The organism is Enterobacter sp. CPE_E1241, from assembly GCF_045618265.1.
GTDB classification, from domain to species: Bacteria; Pseudomonadota; Gammaproteobacteria; order Enterobacterales; family Enterobacteriaceae; genus Enterobacter; species Enterobacter adelaidei.
Window position 1 is genome coordinate 281415 of the sequence record NZ_JBIWYV010000001.1, and the last position, 19348, is coordinate 300762.

Sequence of the window (19348 nt, forward strand, 5' to 3'; positions counted from 1 at the left end):
GTGGTTATTTCGCCCTTCGGAGAAGAGTCGTGAAGCGACCTGCAATCATCATGATTTGCCTGCTCTTGCAGGCGTGCTCAGCCACCACCAAAGGGCTGGGGAACTCACTGTGGGACAGCATGTTCGGCACACCGGGTGTACATCTGACCGATGATGAACTTCAGAACATGCCGTATGCCAGCCAGTACATGCAGTTAAACGATGGCCCGCAACTGTTTGTGGTGCTCGCTTTCGATGAAAACGGGCAGCAGAAATGGGTGACGCAGGATCAGGCCACCATCGTGACGCAGCATGGACGTCTCGTGAAAACCCTGTTGGGCGGAGACAACCTGCTTGAGGTGAACAATATCGCTGCCGACCCGCTTATCAAACCCAACCAGATCACCGACGGCGCAAGCTGGACGCGCACGATGGGCTGGACCGAGCATAAACAGGTGCGTTACGCCACCGCACGCTCTACCTTCCGCTGGGACGGCATCGACAGCGTGAAAGTCGGTAGCGACGAAACCCAGGTTCGCGTGCTCGATGAAGAAGTGATCACCGACCAGGCCACGTGGCATAACCGTTTCTGGGTCGACGATGACGGACAAATCCGTCAGTCCCTGCAGTATCTCGGTGAGGGATTCTTCCCGGTCAAAACTACGCTTATCAAGGCCGCGAAATCATGAAAACACTTATTCGCGTTGCGCTGATCGCCAGTTTTGCCGCGCCGCTTGCCTGGTCTGCCGGAACGGTGAAGGTCTATATCCCGGACAGCACGCAGCCCAAAACACTGACCAACGCCGGGCATCTGATCGATCTCGTCGGCCAGCCCAGACTGGCGAACAGCTGGTGGCCTGGCGCGGTGATCGCTGAACGCCAGAAAACCGCTGAAGCGGAACAACAGTACAAGGCGCTCCTCGCCAGGCTGACGGGGTTAGCGGAGCAGGAAGAGGGTGACGATGCGGCGGCGATTAACAGCGTTCGCCAGCAGGTTCAGGCACTGAAAATCACCGGTCGGCTACCAGTGAACCTCGATCCGGATGACGTGCGCGTGTCGGAGAACGGTAACCCGGCTCTGGAAGGGGAATACACGCTCTGGCTGCCTGCACAACCCTCAACCATCACCGTTTTTGGTCTTATCAGCCACCCCGGGAAAAAGCCCTTTACACCCGGTCGTGACGTGGTGAGCTATCTCGACGAGCAGAGCCTGTTAAGCGGTGCGGATAACAGCTATGCCTGGGTGGTTTACCCTGACGGGCACACACAAAAAGCGCCAGTGGCCTACTGGAACAAACGCCATATCGAACCTATGCCTGGCAGCATCATTTTTGTCGGTTTTGCCGACCATTTCTGGACGAAGGGGTATGACGGACTTAACGCCGATATCCTTCGCTCCCTGATACAGCGGATTCCGGAATAATGAAAAGAACCTATCTCTACAGCATGCTGGCACTTTGTGTGAGTGCCGCCTGCCATGCAGAAACGTATCCGGCACCTATTGGCCCGTCCCAGTCAGACTTCGGTGGCGTCGGTTTACTGCAAACGCCCACCGCACGTATGGCGCGTGAGGGTGAGTTGAGCCTTAACTATCGCGATAACGATCAATACCGCTACTACTCCGCGTCGGTGCAACTGTTTCCGTGGCTTGAAACCACGCTGCGCTATACCGACGTGCGTACGAAACAGTACAGCAGCGTAGAGGCGTTCTCCGGCGATCAGACCTACAAAGATAAAGCCTTCGACCTCAAAGTACGTCTGTGGGAAGAGAGTTACTGGATGCCCCAGGTCTCCGTTGGCGCCAAAGATATCGGCGGTACCGGTCTGTTTGATGCGGAATACATCGTTGCCAGTAAAGCCTGGGGACCGTTTGATTTCTCACTCGGTCTGGGCTGGGGTTATCTCGGTACCAGCGGCAACGTCAAAAACCCGTTTTGCTCGTACAGCGATAAATACTGTTATCGCGATAATAGCTACCAGAAAGCGGGTTCGATCAACGGCGACCAAATGTTCCACGGACCTGCGTCGCTGTTTGGTGGCGTCGAATACCAGACACCCTGGCAGCCGCTGCGCCTGAAGCTGGAGTATGAAGGGAATGACTACTCGCAGGATTTCGCTGGCAAGATTGAACAGAAGAGCAAGTTTAACGTCGGCGCCATTTATCGCGTCACCGATTGGGCCGACGTTAACCTCAGCTACGAGCGTGGCAATACCTTCATGTTTGGCTTCACGCTGCGCACTAACTTCAACGACATGCGCCCGCACTACAACGATAACGCACGGCCTGCATACCAGCCGGAGCCGCAGGACGCCATCCTGCAGCACTCGGTGGTGGCAAACCAGCTGACGTTGCTGAAATATAATGCTGGCCTGGCGGATCCGAAAATTCAGGTAAAAGGCGATACGCTGTACGTTACCGGCGAGCAGGTGAAATACCGCGACTCACGTGAAGGGATCGAACGCACCAACCGGATCGTCATGAACGATCTCCCGGATGGGATCCGCACGATCCGCGTGACGGAGAACCGTCTCAACCTGCCGCAGGTGACGACGGAAACGGACGTCGCCAGCCTCAAGCGCCATCTGGAAGGTGAACCGCTCGGGCATGAAACCGAGCTGGTGCAAAAACGCGTAGAGCCGATCGTGCCAGATACCACCGAGCAGGGCTGGTATATCGACAAGTCGCGCTTCGATTTCCATATCGATCCGGTGCTGAATCAGTCCGTCGGCGGGCCAGAGAACTTCTACATGTATCAGCTGGGCGCGATGGCGACAGCGGATCTGTGGCTCACCGACCACCTGCTGACCACCGGTAGCCTGTTTGGCAACATTGCTAACAACTACGACAAGTTCAACTACACCAATCCGCCAAATGACTCGACGCTGCCGCGCGTGCGCACCCGCGTGCGTGAGTATGTGCAGAATAATGTCTATGTGAACAACCTGCAGGCCAACTACTTCCAGTACTTCGGCAACGGCTTCTACGGCCAGGTGTACGGCGGATATCTGGAAACCATGTTCGGCGGCGCTGGGGCAGAAGTGCTTTATCGTCCTGTCGACAGCAACTGGGCGTTCGGGATTGATGCCAACTATGTCAAACAGCGTGACTGGCGCAGCGCCCAGGACATGATGAAGTTCACCGACTATAGCGTCAAAACGGGTCATCTGACCGCCTACTGGACACCGTCATTTGCCCCTGACGTACTGGTGAAAGCCAGCGTCGGCCAGTACCTGGCGGGTGATAAGGGCGGCACGCTGGATATATCTAAACACTTTGACAGCGGCGTCGTGGTGGGCGGTTATGCCACCATCACCAACGTCTCGCCGGACGAATATGGGGAAGGGGACTTCACCAAAGGCGTATACGTGTCGATTCCGCTGGATCTGTTCTCGTCAGGCCCAACCCGCAGCCGTGCGGCGATTGGCTGGACACCGCTGACGCGCGACGGTGGCCAGCAGCTTGGGCGTAAGTTCCAGCTGTATGATATGACCAGCGATAAAAACATTAACTTCCGCTGATGCCTGACCAGCCCGGTGGTACTTCACCACCGGGCGATCGCGCGAAATATAAACAAAAAATATAGATCTCCGTCACATTTTTGCGTTATACAGGAACCTCGCCCCGGAGAATGAGGTGCTGTATGACATCCCTGACTCGCCCGCGCGTTGAGTTTATCTCAACTATCCTCCAGACCGTGCTGAACCTCGGTCTGTTGAGCCTTGGACTGATACTGGTCGTCTTTTTGGGAAAAGAGACGGTGCATCTGGCGGATGTGCTGTTTGCCCCTGAACAAACCAGCAAATATGCGCTGGTGGAAGGACTGGTGGTCTACTTTCTCTACTTTGAATTTATCGCCCTGATTGTGAAGTACTTTCAGTCCGGCTTTCACTTCCCGCTGCGTTATTTCGTCTACATTGGGATCACCGCGATAGTGCGGCTGATCATCGTCGATCATAAATCCCCGCTCGACGTGCTGATCTACTCGGCGGCGATCCTGCTGCTGGTAATCACCCTCTGGCTGTGTAACTCGAAGCGGCTGAAACGCGAATAAAAAAATGGCGGCCCGGAGGCCGCCTAATAACAGTCACAAGTTGGGTCAATACAATACGTCTAAAGTTGAGGGTTGCAGTGGCATAACAAAATGAAACTTAACCTTTCACACCGCCCGCCGTCAGGCCATTCACCAGCCAGCGCTGCGCCAGCAGGAATACCACGGTAATCGGGATGGCGGAGAGCACGGCCGCCGCGGCAAAGTCGCCCCACAGGTAGTTTTGCGGGTTGAGGTATTGCTGCATACCGACGGCCAGGGTGTAGCTATTCACATCACGCAGTAACAGAGAAGCGACGGGCACTTCGGTGATGGCGGCGATAAACGACAGGATAAACACCACCGCCAGGATAGGCACCGACAGCGGCAGCAGCACCAGACGGAACGCCTGCCACGGGGTTGCACCATCCAGTGCCGCAGCTTCTTCCAGCGAGCCGTCGATGGTTTCGAAATAGCCTTTGATGGTCCACACATGCAGTGCGATACCGCCAAGATAGGCGAAGATTACGCCACCGTGGGTGTTCAGGCCGATAAACGGCACGTACTGGCCCAGACGGTCAAACAAGGCATACAACGCGACCAGCGACAGTACCGCCGGGAACATCTGGAAAATCAGCATCCCTTTCAGCAGTGAGGCCTTGCCCGGGAACTTCATACGGGCGAAAGCGTACGCACACGTGGTGGAGAGCGTCACGATACCTATCGCGGTGATCCCGGCGATTTTCACCGAGTTCCATAGCCATAACAGCACCGGGAACGGCGGCGGTGTGACGCGACCATCCGCGTGCTCTACGCTGAAGCCCAGCGCGAGCTTCCAGTGCTCCCAGGAGATTTCATCCGGGATCAGGCTCCCGGTGGCGAAGTTACCCGAACGCAGGGAGATGGCGATGACCATCAGTAGCGGGAACATGATCGCCGCGATGAAAATCAGCAGGCCTAAATGCGTCGCCAGGAGGCGCAGTTTCTGAGATTTGGGTTGTACCATAGCCATGATCGATGCCCTCCTTAGTCAAATTTCATTCGTGTGGCTTTCAGGTTCACAATCGCCAGAGCGCCAACTAGCAGGAAGATCAGGGTGGCAATCGCCGCCGCCAGACCGAAGTCCTGACCACCGCCGCCTTCGAAAGCAATACGGTAGGTGTAGCTCACGAGCAGGTCGGTATAGCCCGCTGGCGTGGTGGTGCCAAGACGGTCAGGGCCGCCGTTGGTCAACAGTTGAATCAGCACAAAGTTGTTAAAGTTGAAGGCGAAGCTGGCAATCATCAGCGGCGTCAGCGGCTTAATGAGCAGCGGCAGCGTAATCTTAAAGAAGTTCTGGAACGGACCCGCTCCGTCCATCGCCGAGGCTTCGTACAGATCGTCCGGGATCGCCTTCAACAGCCCCATGCACAGGATCATCATGTACGGATAGCCCAGCCAGGTATTGACGATGATAATCATCGAACGGGCAGTCGTCGGGTCGCTGAACCAGGCCGGTTTGATACCAAACAGCGCGCTCAGCATCATGTTGATTTCACCGAAGCTCTGGTTAAACAGCCCTTTGAAAATCAGAATCGAAATAAACGACGGTACGGCATACGGCAGAATCAGCAGTACGCGATAAATCGCTTTGCCTTTCAGGGCTTCCCACTGCACGAGGCAGGCCAGAACCATGCCCACGGCCACGGTCAGGATCACGGTCAGAACCGAGAAGACCACCGTCCAGACGAAGATGGCGAAGAACGGTTTCTGAATACCTTCGTCGGTAAACACGCGGGTAAAGTTGTCCCAGCCAATGGTGACGGTATAGCCAGGGCTGAGCTTGTCATCACCCCATTTGCCATCGGCTGTAATGGACTGATAGAAACCAATGTCGTTGTTCGGACGATATTTCACGCCGCTCTGGTTGTTGGTCAGCGTGCCGTCATCCGCCAGCGTGTAGAGAGGCTGCGTGCCGGAGAACTGGCGCAGTGAGCTCATGGTCACTTTGCTTTCGTCTGGCAGTACGGCGGTGAGCTGGGTCAGTGCCTGACGGTTTTGGGTAATGACGCGCAGGTTGGCACGTTCGCCTTCCGGCAGCGCTGCGGCCTCTTTTAAGGCCAGCTTCTGCTCGCCGCCAAATTTGAACGCGTCGGAAACATAGTATTTGCTGCTTGCTTCGTCAGTAAGCGCTAACTTCCACTCGTTCCCCGCAGGATACAGACCGAAATTAAAGGTCTTGCCTGCCTGATAGGAGCGATCCAGAAGCACCTGCGTTGCGCGTTCTTGCGCCAGCTGGTTGGTGCTGCTGTAGTTGGTGAACGCAATGGCAATAGTACAAATCAGCGGGAAGAGAACAAACAGCCCCATCCCGGCGACGCCTGGATAAACATAACGCCAGGCATAGGCTTTACGGTTGGCGAAAATATACAGGCCAGCAGAGCTTAAAATCAGCGTCATGATGGCAAACAGATATTCCCCTTGTACGTACATTAAAACAACAAGGTAACCCACCAGCAGACACAGCAGACCCATCACTGACCATTTCAGCGCGTCGCTTTGCCACCAGCGTTTCTTTTTAATGACATCCATGGGGTTCTTCCTCTACAACGGTGGAAACTTATCGTCAGGTGGCGCTGCGCTTACCTGACCTACGGATCGTGCCGTAGTCGTAGGGCGGGTAAGCGCATGCGCCACCCGCCGTTTTTCAGACTTACTTAGTAATACGACCCTGCGCATCTTTCAGCGCGGCATCAACAGTCTGACGACCGCTTGCCGCATTGATGACCGCAGTACGGGTGGCGTACCAGAACGCTGCCATTTGCGGGATGTTCGGCATAATTTCGCCTTTCTGAGCGTTATCCATGGTGGCCGCAATACGTGGGTCTTTTGCCAGATGATCCCGGAAGGATTTCAGCGCAACGGCACCCAGCGGTTTGTCCTTGTTCACTTCATCCAGACCCTGATCGGTCAGCAGGTAGTTTTCGAGGAACTCTTTCGCCAGCTCTTTGTTCGGGCTTGCTGCGTTGATACCCGCGCTCAGCACACCAACGAACGGTTTAGACGGCTTGCCTGCCTTTGAAGGTTGGCAGCAGCGTCACGCCGTAGTTGATTTTGCTCTTGTCGATGTTGGTCCGGCCCACGGACCGTTGATGGTCATCGCGGTTTCGCCTTTGTTGAACGCCGCTTCCGCGATGGAGTAATCGGTATCCGCGTTCATATGTTTGTTCTTGATGAGGTCAACCAGAAGGTCAGACCCGCTTTCGCGCCAGCGTTGTCCACGCCCACGTCTTTCACGTCATACTTGCCGTTTTCAAACTTGAACGCGTAACCGCCGTCCGCAGCAATCAGCGGCCGGTGAAGTATGGTTCTTGCAGGTTGAACATCAGCGCGCTCTTACCTTTCGCTTTCAGCTCTTTATCCAGTTTCGGGATCTCTTCCCGTGTTTTCGGTGGGTTAGGTACCAGGTCTTTGTTGTAAATCAGAGAAAGGGCTTCAACCGCGATTGGGTAAGCGATCAGCTTGCCGTTATAGCGAACGGCGTCCCAGAACGGGAACAGTTTGTCCCGAAGGCTTTGTCCGGCGTGACTTCTGCCAGCAGACCCGACTGCGCGTAGCCACCGAAACGGTCATGCGCCCAGAAGATGATGTCCGGGCCGTCACCGGTTGCTGCAACCTGTGGGAATTTCTCTTCCAGCTTATCCGGGTGTTCTACGGTCACTTTGATACCGGTGTCTTTCTCGAATTTTTTACCCACTTCGGCCAGGCCGTTATAGCCTTTATCGCCGTTAATCCAGATTACCAGCTTACCTTCTTCAATTTTGGCGAGAGCCGGTGCGGAAATCATCATTGCTGCAAGGGCGGACAATGCGAAAACACGTGCGCCAGTCTTGATCTTCATATCTGCCATCCTTTTTTGGTGATGTGCTCGTGGATACAATGAGGTGGTTCAACGTGACTCAGTCTCCTTATTTGACATCCTCTTTCCATCCTCCCAACTCCTACGCCCCACCCCCGGTTTGTGTGATCTTCGTTGCATAAATTTAAGTTATGAGTGCTGGCGCACATAAAAACACACTGAATTTTGCAGGTGGCTTCACGAATTTTGCCTCAGCCCTCCAGCCGCGGTCGCAGAGCCTGCTCCCTCATCCTCCCGCCTCCTCCCCCATAAAAAAGCCGGGGGGTGGAGGATTCGGGAAAGTAATGGATACCCCATAGTGAACTTATCTTGAATGTTTCTGTCGGCGACAGGTTGTAACGAAGGGAGAAGGGCATGGCGAGCGTACAGCTGCGTAATGTAACGAAAGCCTGGGGTGACGTTGTGGTGTCGAAAGACATCAATCTGGACATCCACGAAGGTGAATTCGTGGTATTTGTCGGCCCATCAGGCTGCGGTAAATCTACTCTGCTGCGTATGATTGCCGGTCTTGAAACGATCACCAGTGGCGATTTGTTTATTGGTGACACCCGTATGAACGACATCCCGCCTGCCGAACGTGGCGTAGGCATGGTGTTCCAGTCTTATGCGCTTTATCCCCATCTGTCCGTTGCCGAAAACATGTCCTTTGGCCTGAAGCTGGCGGGTGCGAAGAAAGACGTGATTAACCAGCGCGTCACGCAGGTGGCGGAAGTGTTACAGCTGGCGCACCTGCTTGAGCGTAAACCGAAAGCGCTTTCCGGTGGTCAGCGTCAGCGTGTGGCGATTGGCCGTACGCTGGTGGCGGAACCGCGCGTGTTCCTGCTCGATGAACCCCTTTCCAACCTGGATGCCGCCCTGCGTGTCCAGATGCGTATTGAAATCTCCCGTCTGCACAAACGTCTTGGCCGCACGATGATTTACGTCACCCACGATCAGGTCGAAGCGATGACCCTCGCCGACAAAATCGTGGTGCTGGACGCCGGTCGCGTGGCGCAGGTGGGCAAACCACTCGAGCTTTATCACTACCCGGCAGACCGCTTTGTTGCGGGCTTCATTGGCTCGCCAAAGATGAACTTCCTGCCCGTCAAAGTGACGGCAACTGCGATCGAACAGGTACAGGTGGAGCTGCCAAACCGCCAGCAGGTCTGGCTGCCGGTCGACAGCGCCAACGTACAGGTCGGGGCAAACATGTCCCTCGGTATTCGTCCTGAGCACCTGCTGCCGAGCCACATCGCTGATGTGACGCTGGAAGGTGAAGTTCAGGTTGTCGAACAGCTTGGTCACGAAACACAGATTCATATCCAGATCCCCGCCATCCGTCAGAACCTGGTCTACCGCCAGAATGACGTGGTGTTGGTAGAAGAGGGTGCCACATTCGCTATCGGCTTGCCGCCAGAGCGTTGCCATCTGTTCCGTGAGGATGGCACTGCATGTCGTCGGTTGCACAAAGAGCCAGGCGTTTAAGCAATCCCAATAGAAGACACGAAACCGACAGGTGAAGTGTTCAAAGAAAAGCAATGATCTCAGGAGATAGAATGATGATTACTCTGCGCAAACAAGTCCCTCTGGCAATCGCCATTGCGGCAGGCATCCTGTCTGCCCAGGCGGGTGCTGTGGACTTTAAAGGTTATGCTCGTTCCGGCATTGGCTGGACAGGGAGTGGCGGTGAGCAACAGTGTTTCCAGGCAACCGGTGCACAAAGTAAATACCGTCTCGGTAACGAATGTGAAACCTATGCGGAATTGAAACTGGGCCAGGAAGTGTGGAAAGAAGGCGATAAGAGCTTCTATTTCGACACCAACGTTGCGTATTCCGTCTCTCAGCAGAACGACTGGGAATCTACCAGCCCGGCCTTCCGTGAAGCTAACGTGCAGGGTAAAAACCTGATTGACGCACTGCCAGGTTCCACCATCTGGGCCGGTAAGCGCTTCTATCAGCGTCATGACGTTCACATGATCGACTTCTACTACTGGGATATTTCTGGTCCTGGTGCGGGTATCGAAAACATCGACCTGGGCTTCGGTAAGCTCTCTCTGGCTGCAACTCGTTCTTCTGAAGCGGGCGGCTCAGCGACCTTTGCCGATCGTGACGCGCTGGGTAACCGTATTTATGACAACCTGGTACCGAACGATGTCTTCGACGTCCGTTTAGCACAGATGCAGGTCAATGAAGGCGGTACGCTGGAGTTCGGTGTTGATTATGGTCACACCAATATTCCAGATGACTACTACCTGCAGCCTGGCGCATCTAAAGACGGTTGGATGTTCACCGCTGAACATACCCAGAGCATGCTGAAGGGCTTTAACAAGTTTGTGCTGCAGTACGCAACTGACTCTATGACCTCCAACGGCAAGGGCCGTCCGGAAGGTGGTAGCATCAACAACAACGGCGACATGTGGCGTGTTCTGGACCACGGTGCAATCTCTCTGGGCGACTCCTGGGATCTGATGTACGTAGGTATGTACCAGGACATCAACCTGGATAACAACAACGGCACCAAATGGTGGACCGTCGGTGTGCGTCCTATGTACAAATGGACGCCAATCATGAGCACCCTGTTAGAAGTGGGCTACGACAACGTTAAGTCTCAGAAAACCGACGACACCAACAGTCAGTACAAAATCACCCTGGCACAACAATGGCAGGCAGGCGACAGCATCTGGTCCCGTCCAGCTATCCGTGTCTTCGCAACTTACGCGAAGTGGGATGAAAAATGGGGCTACGCGAACGGCGACTCCGGTGCAGGCTATGACTCTGGTATTGCGTACAGCGACACGTCCGCAAAAACCTTCAGCCGCGGCGACTCTGATGAGTGGACCTTCGGTGCCCAGATGGAAATCTGGTGGTAATTCGTTAGACCTGACGTAATGACCTAAAAGAGGGGCGCAAGCCCCTCTATCCTTAGGGTGCTGCGCGCTATTGCCTGGCCACCGCAGTGCTCACGCTATCAGAGGTAATAACAATGAAAATGAAGAAAAGTCTCGTCGCGCTGTGCCTCTCTGCGGGGCTGATGGCCTGTGTTCCGGCGGTCTCCTTTGCAGACGTGAATTTCGTACCACAAAATACCAGCGCTGCGCCGGCTATCCCGGCGGCGGCGCTCCAGCAACTGACCTGGACGCCAGTTGATCAATCCAAAACGCAGTCGACACAGCTTTCTACGGGCGGCCAGCAACTGAACGTGCCGGGGATCACCGGGCCGGTTGCCGCCTACAGCGTGCCGGCCAACATTGGTGAGCTAACCCTGACGCTGACCAGCGAAGTGAACAAGCAAACCAGCGTCTTCGCACCTAACGTACTGATTCTGGATCAGAACCTGACGCCATCTGCTTTCTTCCCAAGCGAATATTTTAGTTACCAGGAACCAGGCGTGATGAGCGCTGACCGTCTGGAAGGTAAAATGCGCCTGACGCCTGCCCTGGGCCAGCAGAAGATTTATGTTCTGGTTTTCACGACCGAAAAAGATCTGCAGCAGACCACTAAGCTTATCGATCCGGCAAAAGCCTATGCGAAAGGCACCGGCAACTCGGTTCCGGATATTCCGGATCCATTAGCGCGTCACGTCACCGACGGTTTGCTTAAGCTGAAAGTCTCAACAAACAATGCATCCAGCGTGCTGGTTGGCCCACTGTTTGGCTCTTCCGGTACTGGCCCTGTCACAGTAGGCAATACAGCCGCGCCTGTGTATGCCGCTCCAGCCGCCACAGCCGCTGCCGCACCGGTAGCCGCCGCTGCACCAGCCCCATCGAAGAAAGCTGAACCGGTTCTGAACGACACCGAAGAGTACTTCAACAACGCCATTAAGCAGGCGGTGAAGCGCGGCGATGTCGATAAAGCGCTGAAACTGCTTGATGAAGCCGAACGTTTAGGTTCAACCACTGCCCGTTCCACCTTTATCAGCAGTGTAAAAGGCAAGGGGTAACCGTTTCCCCACAGTGCTGATTTGTTAGTAGTTTGGTGCGCCTGAGTGGGCGCACTTTTTTTGCTATTCTCCGGGCTGTTGCGCTCTTGTTGCGATAGTGATCGTTAAATAACGTTTGGCCGCCCTCAATCTGCTTTTCTGCGATACAATGCCATCACGTTATGTATCGGAGAGTCTGGCATGTCACACCCTGCGCTAACGCAACTGCGTGCGCTGCGCTATTTCGACCAAATACCTGCGCTTGATCCGCAGCAACTGGACTGGTTGCTGCTGGAAGATTCCATGACGAAACGTTTTGAGCAGCAGGGTAAAACGGTCACGGTGACCCTGATTCAGGAAGGGTTTGTCTCTGGCGATGAGATTGCTGCCGAGCTGCCGCTATTGCCGCAAGAGCCACGTTACTGGCTGCGTGAAATTTTACTCTGCGCTGATGGCGAGCCATGGCTTGCCGGGCGGACGGTGGTGCCCGAGTCCACCCTTTCCGGACCCGAGCTGGCGCTGCAGCGTCTGGGGAAAACGCCGCTGGGGCGTTACCTCTTCACCTCGTCTGAGCTTACCCGGGATTTTATTGAAATTGGTCGTGATGCCGAACTGTGGGGGCGTCGTTCCCGCCTTCGCCTGAGCGGTAAGCCGTTAATTCTGACGGAGCTGTTTTTACCGGCATCGCCGTTGTACTAAGAGGAAGAAAAAATGGAGTGGAGCCTGACGCAGAATAAGCTGTTGGCCTATCACCGCTTAATGCGTACCGATAAACCGATTGGCGCGTTACTGTTGCTGTGGCCGACCTTATGGGCGCTGTGGGTCGCGACGCCGGGCGTGCCGCCGCTGTGGATCCTGGGCGTATTCGTTGCCGGCGTCTGGCTGATGCGCGCGGCAGGCTGTGTGGTCAATGACTATGCCGATCGTAAATTCGACGGGCATGTAAAACGTACTGCCGGTCGTCCGTTACCCAGCGGGCAAGTCACCGGGAAAGAAGCCCGCGTGCTGTTCATTGTTCTGGTGCTGCTCTCTTTCCTGCTGGTGTTAACCCTTAACACCATGACCATTCTGCTTTCCGTTGCGGCGCTGGCCCTGGCCTGGGTTTATCCGTTTATGAAACGCTACACCCATCTGCCTCAGGTGGTGCTGGGGGCGGCATTTGGCTGGTCGATTCCGATGGCATTTGCGGCAGTTAGTGAGTCCTTACCACTCAGCTGCTGGCTGATGTTCCTGGCGAATATTCTCTGGGCCGTGGCATATGACACGCAATACGCGATGGTAGACCGCGACGATGACCTGAAAATTGGCATCAAATCAACCGCTATCCTCTTTGGTCGTCAGGACAAGCTGATTATCGGTATCCTGCAGGTCGCGGTACTGGCACTGATGGTCGCGATTGGTCGCATGAACGGGCTGAACTGGGAGTTTTACTGGTCCGTGCTGGTGGCGGGCTTGCTGTTTGCGTACCAGCAAAAGCTGATTGCGAAGCGCGAGCGTGAAGCCTGTTTTAAGGCGTTTATGAATAATAACTACGTCGGTCTGGTGCTGTTTTTAGGTCTGGCGATGAGCTATTTCTTATAAAAAAGTCGGGTGGCGACTTCGCCTTACCCGACCTACGAGTTAGCAGAACATGTAGGCCCGGTAAGCGTTAGCGCCACCGGGCTTTTTTTACCGGCGACGTAGCAGCCGAAGCGCGTTCGCCGTCACCAGCACCGTTGCCCCGGTATCCGCCAGCACCGCCAGCCACAGCCCGGTCATGCCGAGCAGGGTGGTCACCAGGAATATCCCTTTCAGCCCCAGGGCAATGCCAATGTTCTGACGGATATTGGCACGCGTCGCACGTGCCAGCCCGATCATCTGCGCCAGCCCGGTCAGGCGGTTGTGGGTCAGCGCCGCGTCGGCCGTTTCCAGCGCCACGTCGGTACCGCTGCCCATCGCAATACCAATGGTGGACGCTTTCATCGCCGGGGCATCGTTAATCCCGTCACCAACCATCGCCAGCGGGGCATGAGCGTTCAACTCTGTGACTGCGCTGACCTTATCTGCAGGCAACAATCCGGCTTTAAATTCCAGCCCCAGTTCACCGGCAATTGCGGCTGCCGCACGAGGGTTATCGCCTGTAAGAATAACGCCCTGTACGCCCAGTTGATGTAGCGCCGCCACGGCTTCTTTTGCATCATCACGCAGGGTATCGCGCAATGCCAGCATTCCCCTCGCCACGCCGTCCTGCATGACGACTACGACCGTTTGCCCGGCCTGTTCTAACGCCTCAACCTCTGGAGTAGAAGACTTGCCAGCCGCGACAATCAGCACCTTTTTACCGTCGACGACTGCCTCAATGCCTGAGCCCATCAGTGCCCGCTGGGAAGTTGCCGCAGGGATGGTGAGTTCACGCGCCTTCGCTTCACGCACAATCGCCTGCGCCAGCGGGTGGGTTGAACCTTGCTCTACGGCAGCTGCCAATGTCAGCAGTTCGTTTTCACTGATTTCCTGCGGATAAACACCGGTCACCTGCGGCTTACCTACGGTCAGCGTACCGGTTTTATCGAAGGCAATGTGCTGAACCTGGCTTAGCTGTTCCAGGGCGGCTCCGCCTTTGATCAGCGCTCCGCGACGTGCCGCCGCCGCAAGCCCGGATGTGATGGCCGCCGGGGTGGAGATCACCAGCGCACACGGACAGCCAATCAACAACAGCGTCAAACCTTTATAAATCCAGCCTTCCCACGGAGCGCCGAAGAACAGCGGTGGAACGACAGTGACCAGCAGGGCAACCAGCATGATGGCGGGGGTGTAAATCCTGCTGAAGCGATCGATAAACCGCTCAACTGGCGCGCGACGCTCTTCGGCTTCCTCAATCAGCTTCAGAATACGGTCGATGGCGCTGTCACCGGGTTCGGAAAGCACCGTCAGTTGCACCAGACGATCAACACTGGTGGCACCCGCAGGCACTTTTTCACCGGTTGTACGTTCAACCGGAATCGATTCTCCGGTGAGGGCACTTTCGTCGAAGCTTGCTGTTGCGGTGAGCAACTCACCGTCTGCAGGCAGACGCCCGCCTGCGGCGACTTCAATCACATCGCCCGGGCGCAGCGTGTTGATGGCGACGGTTTCCCGGTTGTCGTTGATCACGCGTGTGGCGGTTTCAGGTTTCAGGGCCATTAGCGCGCTGACTCCTTTACGCGCGCGGTTGGCGGCCCAGCCCTCAAGACGTTCACCGATTAAGAACAGCAGCAGCACCATCGCCGCTTCTGCTGTCGCACCAATAAACAGTGCACCAATAGCGGCCACGCTCATCAACGTTTCGATGGCAAACCAGCTTCCGCTTTTCATCAGCCGCAATGCCTGACGGGCAATTGGGAACAGCCCAACCAGCGTGGTGGCGATGAATGCCAGATTGCCGAACGGATGGTTAATCTGTTCCAGTCCCCAGCTCAGGGCCATCATGATGATGAGGGTAATAAGCGGCAAATTTTCTCGCAGGGAAGAGGTTTTTTCTGCAGGCGCATTTTCGCTACGCAGACTGTAACCCGCCTGACTTACGGCAGCTTCAACCTGTTGGATAACGTCGTTATCCGCGCTGACCAGCAGCTTTTCAGTGGCAAACAGAACCTGGACATGACTCACTCCCGGCACCTGTTTTACCGCGTTTTCAACTTTACGGGCGCAGGCGGCGCAGTCCATACCGTTGACGACCCAACTGTAGCGGTTGCCGTTTTCAGGGAGTATTTCGGTTTGTGTTTCGCACGCACCATCGCAGCAGCAGTCGTCCTTCGGCGGAACCGGACTGAGCTTAAGTGCTGAGAATTGTGGGACTTTTTTTGGTGTTTCTGGAGTCGACATGGCAGTCTCCGGCAATGATAATTTTCTCATTAACCGCAGCATACACTCTGGAGTCGACTCCAGAGTCAAGGCTTATTTAAATATACAGCGAGCGCACAATCAGGAAGTGTCCGGCAAAGTAGCAGGCGGCGGCAATCGCGTTATCCGCCCGGAAACGACGGCGATAGTGGCTGCCCAGCCACACGATATTCCCGAGTAACAACAGTGCTGCACCGAAGAACGCGGACATCGCCGGTGCCGTTGGACGGAAGAACCAGAGTTCGCCTGCCAGCCATACCATCACCAGCGTCATGGCGATAAAGGTGCAGACCGGCAAACGCATCTCTTCCAGACGCGACCAGATCACCGCGATAAGCAGTGCGCCAATCACCAGCAGTACCAGCGGCAGCGGCCAGAAGAATGAAAGCGTCATCTGGCTGGCAAAGTAGATGGTATAGAGCAGATGCGACAGGAAAAATGCCCCCACGGCATACAGCAGACGCTGACGTGGCAGCAGGGTTAAGGCATCGCCAATCAGGGAAGCACACAGCCCGGCGAGGACCAGATAGCTTACGGCGTTAAACATCGGCGCTTGCCAGGCCAGCAGCAGCAGGAGCAACAGCGTGACCGGTTTAAACAACCAGCGCTGCCAGGTGGGACCGCGGTACGACGCATCGACATAAAGCCATGCGGAAAAACAGACAGCGATAAATGACCAAAGCATATTAACTCCCTGTATCTGTTAAGGCTGAATAATCAGTTTCTGATCCAGTGTAGTGATGCGGACGGGCGTTTGGCAATGGCAGGGAAGGCAGGGTATCCTGAATTCCGCATAATCTGATGGGATTTTAGAATGAGCAAGATGCCGCTGTTTTTCATTATCGTGGTGGCGATTATCGTCATTGCCGCCTCGTTCCGTTTCGTACAGCAGCGCCGCGAAAAGGCGGAAAACGATGCTGCACCGCTGCTGCAAAAGCGCGTGGCAGTGACGAACAAACGCGAAAAACCGCTTAACGACCGCCGTTCACGCCAGCAGCAGGTGACGCCAGCAGGCACGACAATGCGCTATGAAGCGAGCTTTAAGCCGGAAACCGGCGGGCTGGAGATGACCTTCCGCCTGGAGGCGCAGCAGTACCATCAGTTGACGGTGGGGGAGAAAGGGACGCTGAGTTATAAAGGGTCCCGATTCGAAGGTTTTACACCTGAATAATGCTCGATCGGTTCCCTCTCCCTGTGGGAGAGGGTTAGGGTGAGAGCATCAGGCCGCACCTTACTTCTTCACCTGCGCCTTAAATTTCTTCATCCACACCAGCAGTTCAAACACGCCGAAAACAAAGACGCGCAACTGCTGCCAGCCGGTCATCTGCGGGCCATCTTTTGGCAGACCATTTTTCAGCATTACCATCTGCAGGGCGTGCATAAACGATGTGAAAACCAGCGCGACGTTAACAAAAATATTCATCGGGCGCGGGAACGGATGCACCAGGTTGAGAATTAAAAACGCCCAGACGCCCAGCATCAACAAACGTCCCAGATTAATCAGTACCGGCATCGGATTCTCCTTGAGCCTGACGGTGATACAGACGATAAGCGACCTGACCTGCCACTTTTTCACGGTGCAGATCCCAGTGGGCGGGAACTGGTGGTAAACCGTTTTCCACTTCACTTTCCACGTAAATTAATGCGTCATCTGCCAGCCAGCCATTTTGCTCCAGCAGGGATAACGTCTCTTCCAGCAGCCCCTTACGGAACGGTGGGTCGACAAACACCACGTTATGTGGCGTACCTTTCTGCGCGAGGAAACTCAACGTGTTGGTGTTCACGACTTTAGCGTTGGTTGCCTTTAGCGTCGCCAGATTTTGCTGCAGCGTCTGCGCCACGCCGCGTTCCATCTCCAGCAGCGTGGCGCTGGCGGCATAGCGTGACAGCGCTTCCAGTCCGAGTGCGCCGCTTCCGGCGAAACAGTCGAGACAGTGGGCGTCTACCATTGACGGGGCCAGCCAGTTAAACAGCGTCTCGCGTACGCGGTCGGTAGTAGGGCGTAAACCGGGGCTGTCCGGCACCGGTAGTTTCCGGCCTCGCCACTGACCGCCGATAATACGAATTTGACCGGCCGGGGCGCGGTTGGGTTTCTTCATCTCAGGAAAGCTCTGTTAACAATTGGCCTGCGATTGCGGGCGGTGATGTCAATTAAGTAAAGTGTTAGACTATTTCATCATTTTTTTAGCTTCCATGTATATAGCGCCGCGAGGAGTGTAGTCGCAGATGGCAAAACAAAAAAAACGTGGCTTCTTTTCCTGGCTGGGCTTCGGTGAAAAAGAGCAAGAAACAGAACAGAAAACCGAAGAGCAACATGCCGTTGAAGAGCAGTCGCAGCCTGAAACGCCTGTAGAAACCGCCGCGGTTGTCGAAGCGGAAGAGACGGCACACAGCAAAGAAGAGATTGAATCTTTCGCTGAAGAGGTGGTTGAGGTCACTGAACAGGTTCAGGAAAGCGAGAAGCCAGAACCGGTTGTCGCCGAAGAGATTCCCGAAGCGCCGCAGGCCGTCATCGAACACGAAGAACTGCCGCTGCCGGAAGAGGTGAAAACCGAAGCCGTTTCTGCCGAAGAGTGGCAGGCCGAAGCGGAAACCGTTGAAATTGTTGAGGCGGTGGAAGAAGAAGCCGAAAACGAACCTGAACTGACCGACGAAGAGCTGGAAGCACAGGCGCTGGCAGCAGAAGCGGCTGAAGAAGCGGTTATCGTGGTGCCAGTGGAAGAGCAGGCCGAAGAGGAGATCGTTCAGGAACAGGAAAAACCGACCAAAGAAGGTTTCTTCGCCCGCCTGAAACGCAGCCTGCTTAAAACCAAAGAAAACTTAGGTTCCGGATTTATCAGTCTTTTCCGCGGCAAGAAGATCGACGACGATCTGTTTGAAGAGCTGGAAGAGCAACTGCTGATCGCCGACGTCGGTGTGGAAACCACCCGTAAGATCATCACCAACCTGACCGAAGGGGCGAGCCGCAAACAGCTGCGTGACGCCGAAGCGCTGTACGGTCTGCTGAAAGACGAGATGGGTGAAATTCTCGCAAAAGTTGACGAACCGCTTAATATTGAAGGCAAAACGCCATTTGTTATTCTGATGGTTGGCGTGAACGGTGTGGGTAAAACCACCACCATCGGCAAGCTGGCGCGCCAGTTCGAACAGCAGGGCAAATCGGTGATGCTGGCGGCAGGTGATACCTTCCGTGCAGCAGCGGTTGAGCAGCTGCAGGTGTGGGGCCAGCGCAATAACATCCCGGTGATTGCCCAGCATACCGGCGCGGATTCCGCATCCGTTATCTTTGACGCCATCCAGGCGGCGAAGGCGCGCAACGTGGATGTACTGATTGCCGATACCGCAGGGCGTTTGCAGAACAAATCGCACCTGATGGAAGAGTTGAAGAAAATCGTCCGTGTGATGAAAAAACTGGACGAAGAAGCACCGCATGAAATTATGCTGACCATTGATGCCAGCACCGGACAGAATGCCATTAGTCAGGCAAAACTGTTCCATGAAGCGGTAGGACTGACGGGGATCACGCTGACCAAACTGGACGGCACCGCCAAAGGCGGGGTGATCTTCTCCGTGGCCGATCAGTTCGGCATTCCTATCCGTTACATCGGTGTGGGCGAGCGTATTGAAGATTTACGTCCGTTTAAGTCGGACGACTTTATTGAGGCACTATTTGCCCGAGAGGACTAA

Annotated in this window: 17 protein-coding genes and 1 pseudogene; 11 read left to right on the forward strand and 7 right to left on the reverse strand. The window is 55.3% G+C overall.

The annotated features are described in order from the left end of the window. Positions 1-29 precede the first annotated feature (29 nt). The 4 genes from ACJ9Y9_RS01305 to psiE all read left to right on the forward strand — a co-directional run bounded on the left by ACJ9Y9_RS01305 (position 30) and on the right by psiE (position 4031). The gene (locus tag ACJ9Y9_RS01305) at positions 30-668 is read left to right on the forward strand and encodes a YjbF family lipoprotein (RefSeq protein WP_028017976.1); all 639 of its coding nucleotides are present in this window, start codon (positions 30-32) and stop codon (positions 666-668) included. Further along, the gene (locus tag ACJ9Y9_RS01310) at positions 665-1402 is read left to right on the forward strand and encodes a capsule biosynthesis GfcC D2 domain-containing protein (RefSeq protein WP_028017975.1); all 738 of its coding nucleotides are present in this window, start codon (positions 665-667) and stop codon (positions 1400-1402) included. The genes ACJ9Y9_RS01305 and ACJ9Y9_RS01310 overlap by 4 nt, the downstream gene beginning before the upstream one ends. Continuing rightward, positions 1402-3498: a YjbH domain-containing protein gene (locus tag ACJ9Y9_RS01315; protein ID WP_028017974.1), complete on the forward strand. Its 2097-nt coding sequence runs from the start codon at positions 1402-1404 to the stop codon at positions 3496-3498. Before ACJ9Y9_RS01310 ends, ACJ9Y9_RS01315 begins: the two co-directional genes overlap by 1 nt. 122 nt (positions 3499-3620) lie before the next feature. Then, a complete protein-coding gene (gene psiE, locus ACJ9Y9_RS01320; RefSeq protein ID WP_000202963.1) occupies positions 3621-4031 on the forward strand; it encodes a phosphate-starvation-inducible protein PsiE in 411 nt (136 codons plus the stop codon). Between the two features lie 97 nt (positions 4032-4128). Here the strand turns inward: psiE and malG are convergent, their stop codons facing one another. The 3 genes and pseudogenes from malG to malE form a co-directional block, all read right to left on the reverse strand. Continuing rightward, positions 4129-5019 carry a maltose ABC transporter permease MalG gene (malG, locus tag ACJ9Y9_RS01325; protein WP_014830272.1) on the reverse strand — a complete coding sequence of 297 codons (891 nt, stop codon included), beginning with the start codon at positions 5017-5019 and terminating at the stop codon, positions 4129-4131. 14 nt (positions 5020-5033) lie between these two features. Beyond that, positions 5034-6578, reverse strand: coding sequence for a maltose ABC transporter permease MalF (malF, locus tag ACJ9Y9_RS01330; RefSeq protein WP_028017973.1), 1545 nt, complete (start codon positions 6576-6578; stop codon positions 5034-5036). Positions 6579-6699: 121 nt separating this feature from the next. After that, positions 6700-7887: pseudogene (gene malE / locus ACJ9Y9_RS01335) on the reverse strand (maltose/maltodextrin ABC transporter substrate-binding protein MalE). 372 nt (positions 7888-8259) lie between these two features. Between malE and malK the strand changes: the two are divergent. The 5 genes from malK (at position 8260) to ubiA (ending at position 13384) form a co-directional block, all read left to right on the forward strand. Continuing rightward, positions 8260-9369 (forward strand): maltose/maltodextrin ABC transporter ATP-binding protein MalK, encoded by a 1110-nt coding sequence (gene malK, locus ACJ9Y9_RS01340; RefSeq protein ID WP_028017971.1) that lies wholly within the window; start codon positions 8260-8262, stop codon positions 9367-9369. 71 nt (positions 9370-9440) lie between these two features. After that, positions 9441-10754 carry a maltoporin gene (locus ACJ9Y9_RS01345; protein WP_128348333.1) on the forward strand — a complete coding sequence of 438 codons (1314 nt, stop codon included), beginning with the start codon at positions 9441-9443 and terminating at the stop codon, positions 10752-10754. Positions 10755-10867: 113 nt separating this feature from the next. Next, the gene (gene malM / locus ACJ9Y9_RS01350) at positions 10868-11824 is read left to right on the forward strand and encodes a maltose operon protein MalM (protein WP_028017969.1); all 957 of its coding nucleotides are present in this window, start codon (positions 10868-10870) and stop codon (positions 11822-11824) included. A gap of 180 nt (positions 11825-12004) precedes the next feature. Further along, entirely contained in the window at positions 12005-12502 is a 498-nt protein-coding gene (ubiC, locus tag ACJ9Y9_RS01355; RefSeq protein ID WP_028017968.1) for a chorismate lyase, read from the forward strand. Between the two features lie 12 nt (positions 12503-12514). Then, on the forward strand, positions 12515-13384 hold the full coding sequence (gene ubiA / locus ACJ9Y9_RS01360) for a 4-hydroxybenzoate octaprenyltransferase (protein WP_028017967.1): 870 nt from the start codon (positions 12515-12517) through the stop codon (positions 13382-13384). A gap of 87 nt (positions 13385-13471) precedes the next feature. Here ubiA and zntA read toward each other — a convergent pair whose 3' ends face one another. Then, complete coding sequence (gene zntA, locus ACJ9Y9_RS01365) at positions 13472-15643, reverse strand: Zn(II)/Cd(II)/Pb(II) translocating P-type ATPase ZntA (protein WP_028017966.1); 2172 nt, start codon at positions 15641-15643, stop codon at positions 13472-13474. 76 nt (positions 15644-15719) lie between these two features. Further along, a complete protein-coding gene (locus ACJ9Y9_RS01370; protein WP_028017965.1) occupies positions 15720-16346 on the reverse strand; it encodes a lysoplasmalogenase in 627 nt (208 codons plus the stop codon). A 129-nt stretch (positions 16347-16475) separates the two neighbouring features. Here ACJ9Y9_RS01370 and ACJ9Y9_RS01375 point away from each other — a divergent pair, with 129 nt between their 5' ends. Next, complete coding sequence (locus tag ACJ9Y9_RS01375) at positions 16476-16832, forward strand: DUF2500 domain-containing protein (protein ID WP_028017964.1); 357 nt, start codon at positions 16476-16478, stop codon at positions 16830-16832. Between the two features lie 60 nt (positions 16833-16892). Here ACJ9Y9_RS01375 and ACJ9Y9_RS01380 read toward each other — a convergent pair whose 3' ends face one another. Further along, positions 16893-17174 carry a DUF1145 family protein gene (locus ACJ9Y9_RS01380; RefSeq protein ID WP_028017963.1) on the reverse strand — a complete coding sequence of 94 codons (282 nt, stop codon included), beginning with the start codon at positions 17172-17174 and terminating at the stop codon, positions 16893-16895. Continuing rightward, complete coding sequence (gene rsmD / locus ACJ9Y9_RS01385) at positions 17158-17760, reverse strand: 16S rRNA (guanine(966)-N(2))-methyltransferase (protein WP_028017962.1); 603 nt, start codon at positions 17758-17760, stop codon at positions 17158-17160. Before rsmD ends, ACJ9Y9_RS01380 begins: the two co-directional genes overlap by 17 nt. A 127-nt stretch (positions 17761-17887) precedes the next feature. Between rsmD and ftsY the strand changes: the two genes are divergently transcribed. After that, on the forward strand, positions 17888-19348 hold the full coding sequence (gene ftsY, locus ACJ9Y9_RS01390) for a signal recognition particle-docking protein FtsY (protein WP_028017961.1): 1461 nt from the start codon (positions 17888-17890) through the stop codon (positions 19346-19348).

Coding starts and splice junctions, on each gene's coding strand:
- ACJ9Y9_RS01310 (WP_028017975.1), top strand. CDS start 665: ATGAAAACACTTATTCGCGTTGCGCTGATCGCCAGTTTTGCCGCGCCG.
- ACJ9Y9_RS01315 (WP_028017974.1), top strand. CDS start 1,402: ATGAAAAGAACCTATCTCTACAGCATGCTGGCACTTTGTGTGAGTGCC.
- psiE (WP_000202963.1), top strand. CDS start 3,621: ATGACATCCCTGACTCGCCCGCGCGTTGAGTTTATCTCAACTATCCTC.
- malG (WP_014830272.1), bottom strand. CDS start 5,019: ATGGCTATGGTACAACCCAAATCTCAGAAACTGCGCCTCCTGGCGACG.
- malF (WP_028017973.1), bottom strand. CDS start 6,578: ATGGATGTCATTAAAAAGAAACGCTGGTGGCAAAGCGACGCGCTGAAA.
- malK (WP_028017971.1), top strand. CDS start 8,260: ATGGCGAGCGTACAGCTGCGTAATGTAACGAAAGCCTGGGGTGACGTT.
- ACJ9Y9_RS01345 (WP_128348333.1), top strand. CDS start 9,441: ATGATGATTACTCTGCGCAAACAAGTCCCTCTGGCAATCGCCATTGCG.
- malM (WP_028017969.1), top strand. CDS start 10,868: ATGAAAATGAAGAAAAGTCTCGTCGCGCTGTGCCTCTCTGCGGGGCTG.
- ubiC (WP_028017968.1), top strand. CDS start 12,005: ATGTCACACCCTGCGCTAACGCAACTGCGTGCGCTGCGCTATTTCGAC.
- ubiA (WP_028017967.1), top strand. CDS start 12,515: ATGGAGTGGAGCCTGACGCAGAATAAGCTGTTGGCCTATCACCGCTTA.
- zntA (WP_028017966.1), bottom strand. CDS start 15,643: ATGTCGACTCCAGAAACACCAAAAAAAGTCCCACAATTCTCAGCACTT.
- ACJ9Y9_RS01370 (WP_028017965.1), bottom strand. CDS start 16,346: ATGCTTTGGTCATTTATCGCTGTCTGTTTTTCCGCATGGCTTTATGTC.
- ACJ9Y9_RS01375 (WP_028017964.1), top strand. CDS start 16,476: ATGAGCAAGATGCCGCTGTTTTTCATTATCGTGGTGGCGATTATCGTC.
- ACJ9Y9_RS01380 (WP_028017963.1), bottom strand. CDS start 17,174: ATGCCGGTACTGATTAATCTGGGACGTTTGTTGATGCTGGGCGTCTGG.
- rsmD (WP_028017962.1), bottom strand. CDS start 17,760: ATGAAGAAACCCAACCGCGCCCCGGCCGGTCAAATTCGTATTATCGGC.
- ftsY (WP_028017961.1), top strand. CDS start 17,888: ATGGCAAAACAAAAAAAACGTGGCTTCTTTTCCTGGCTGGGCTTCGGT.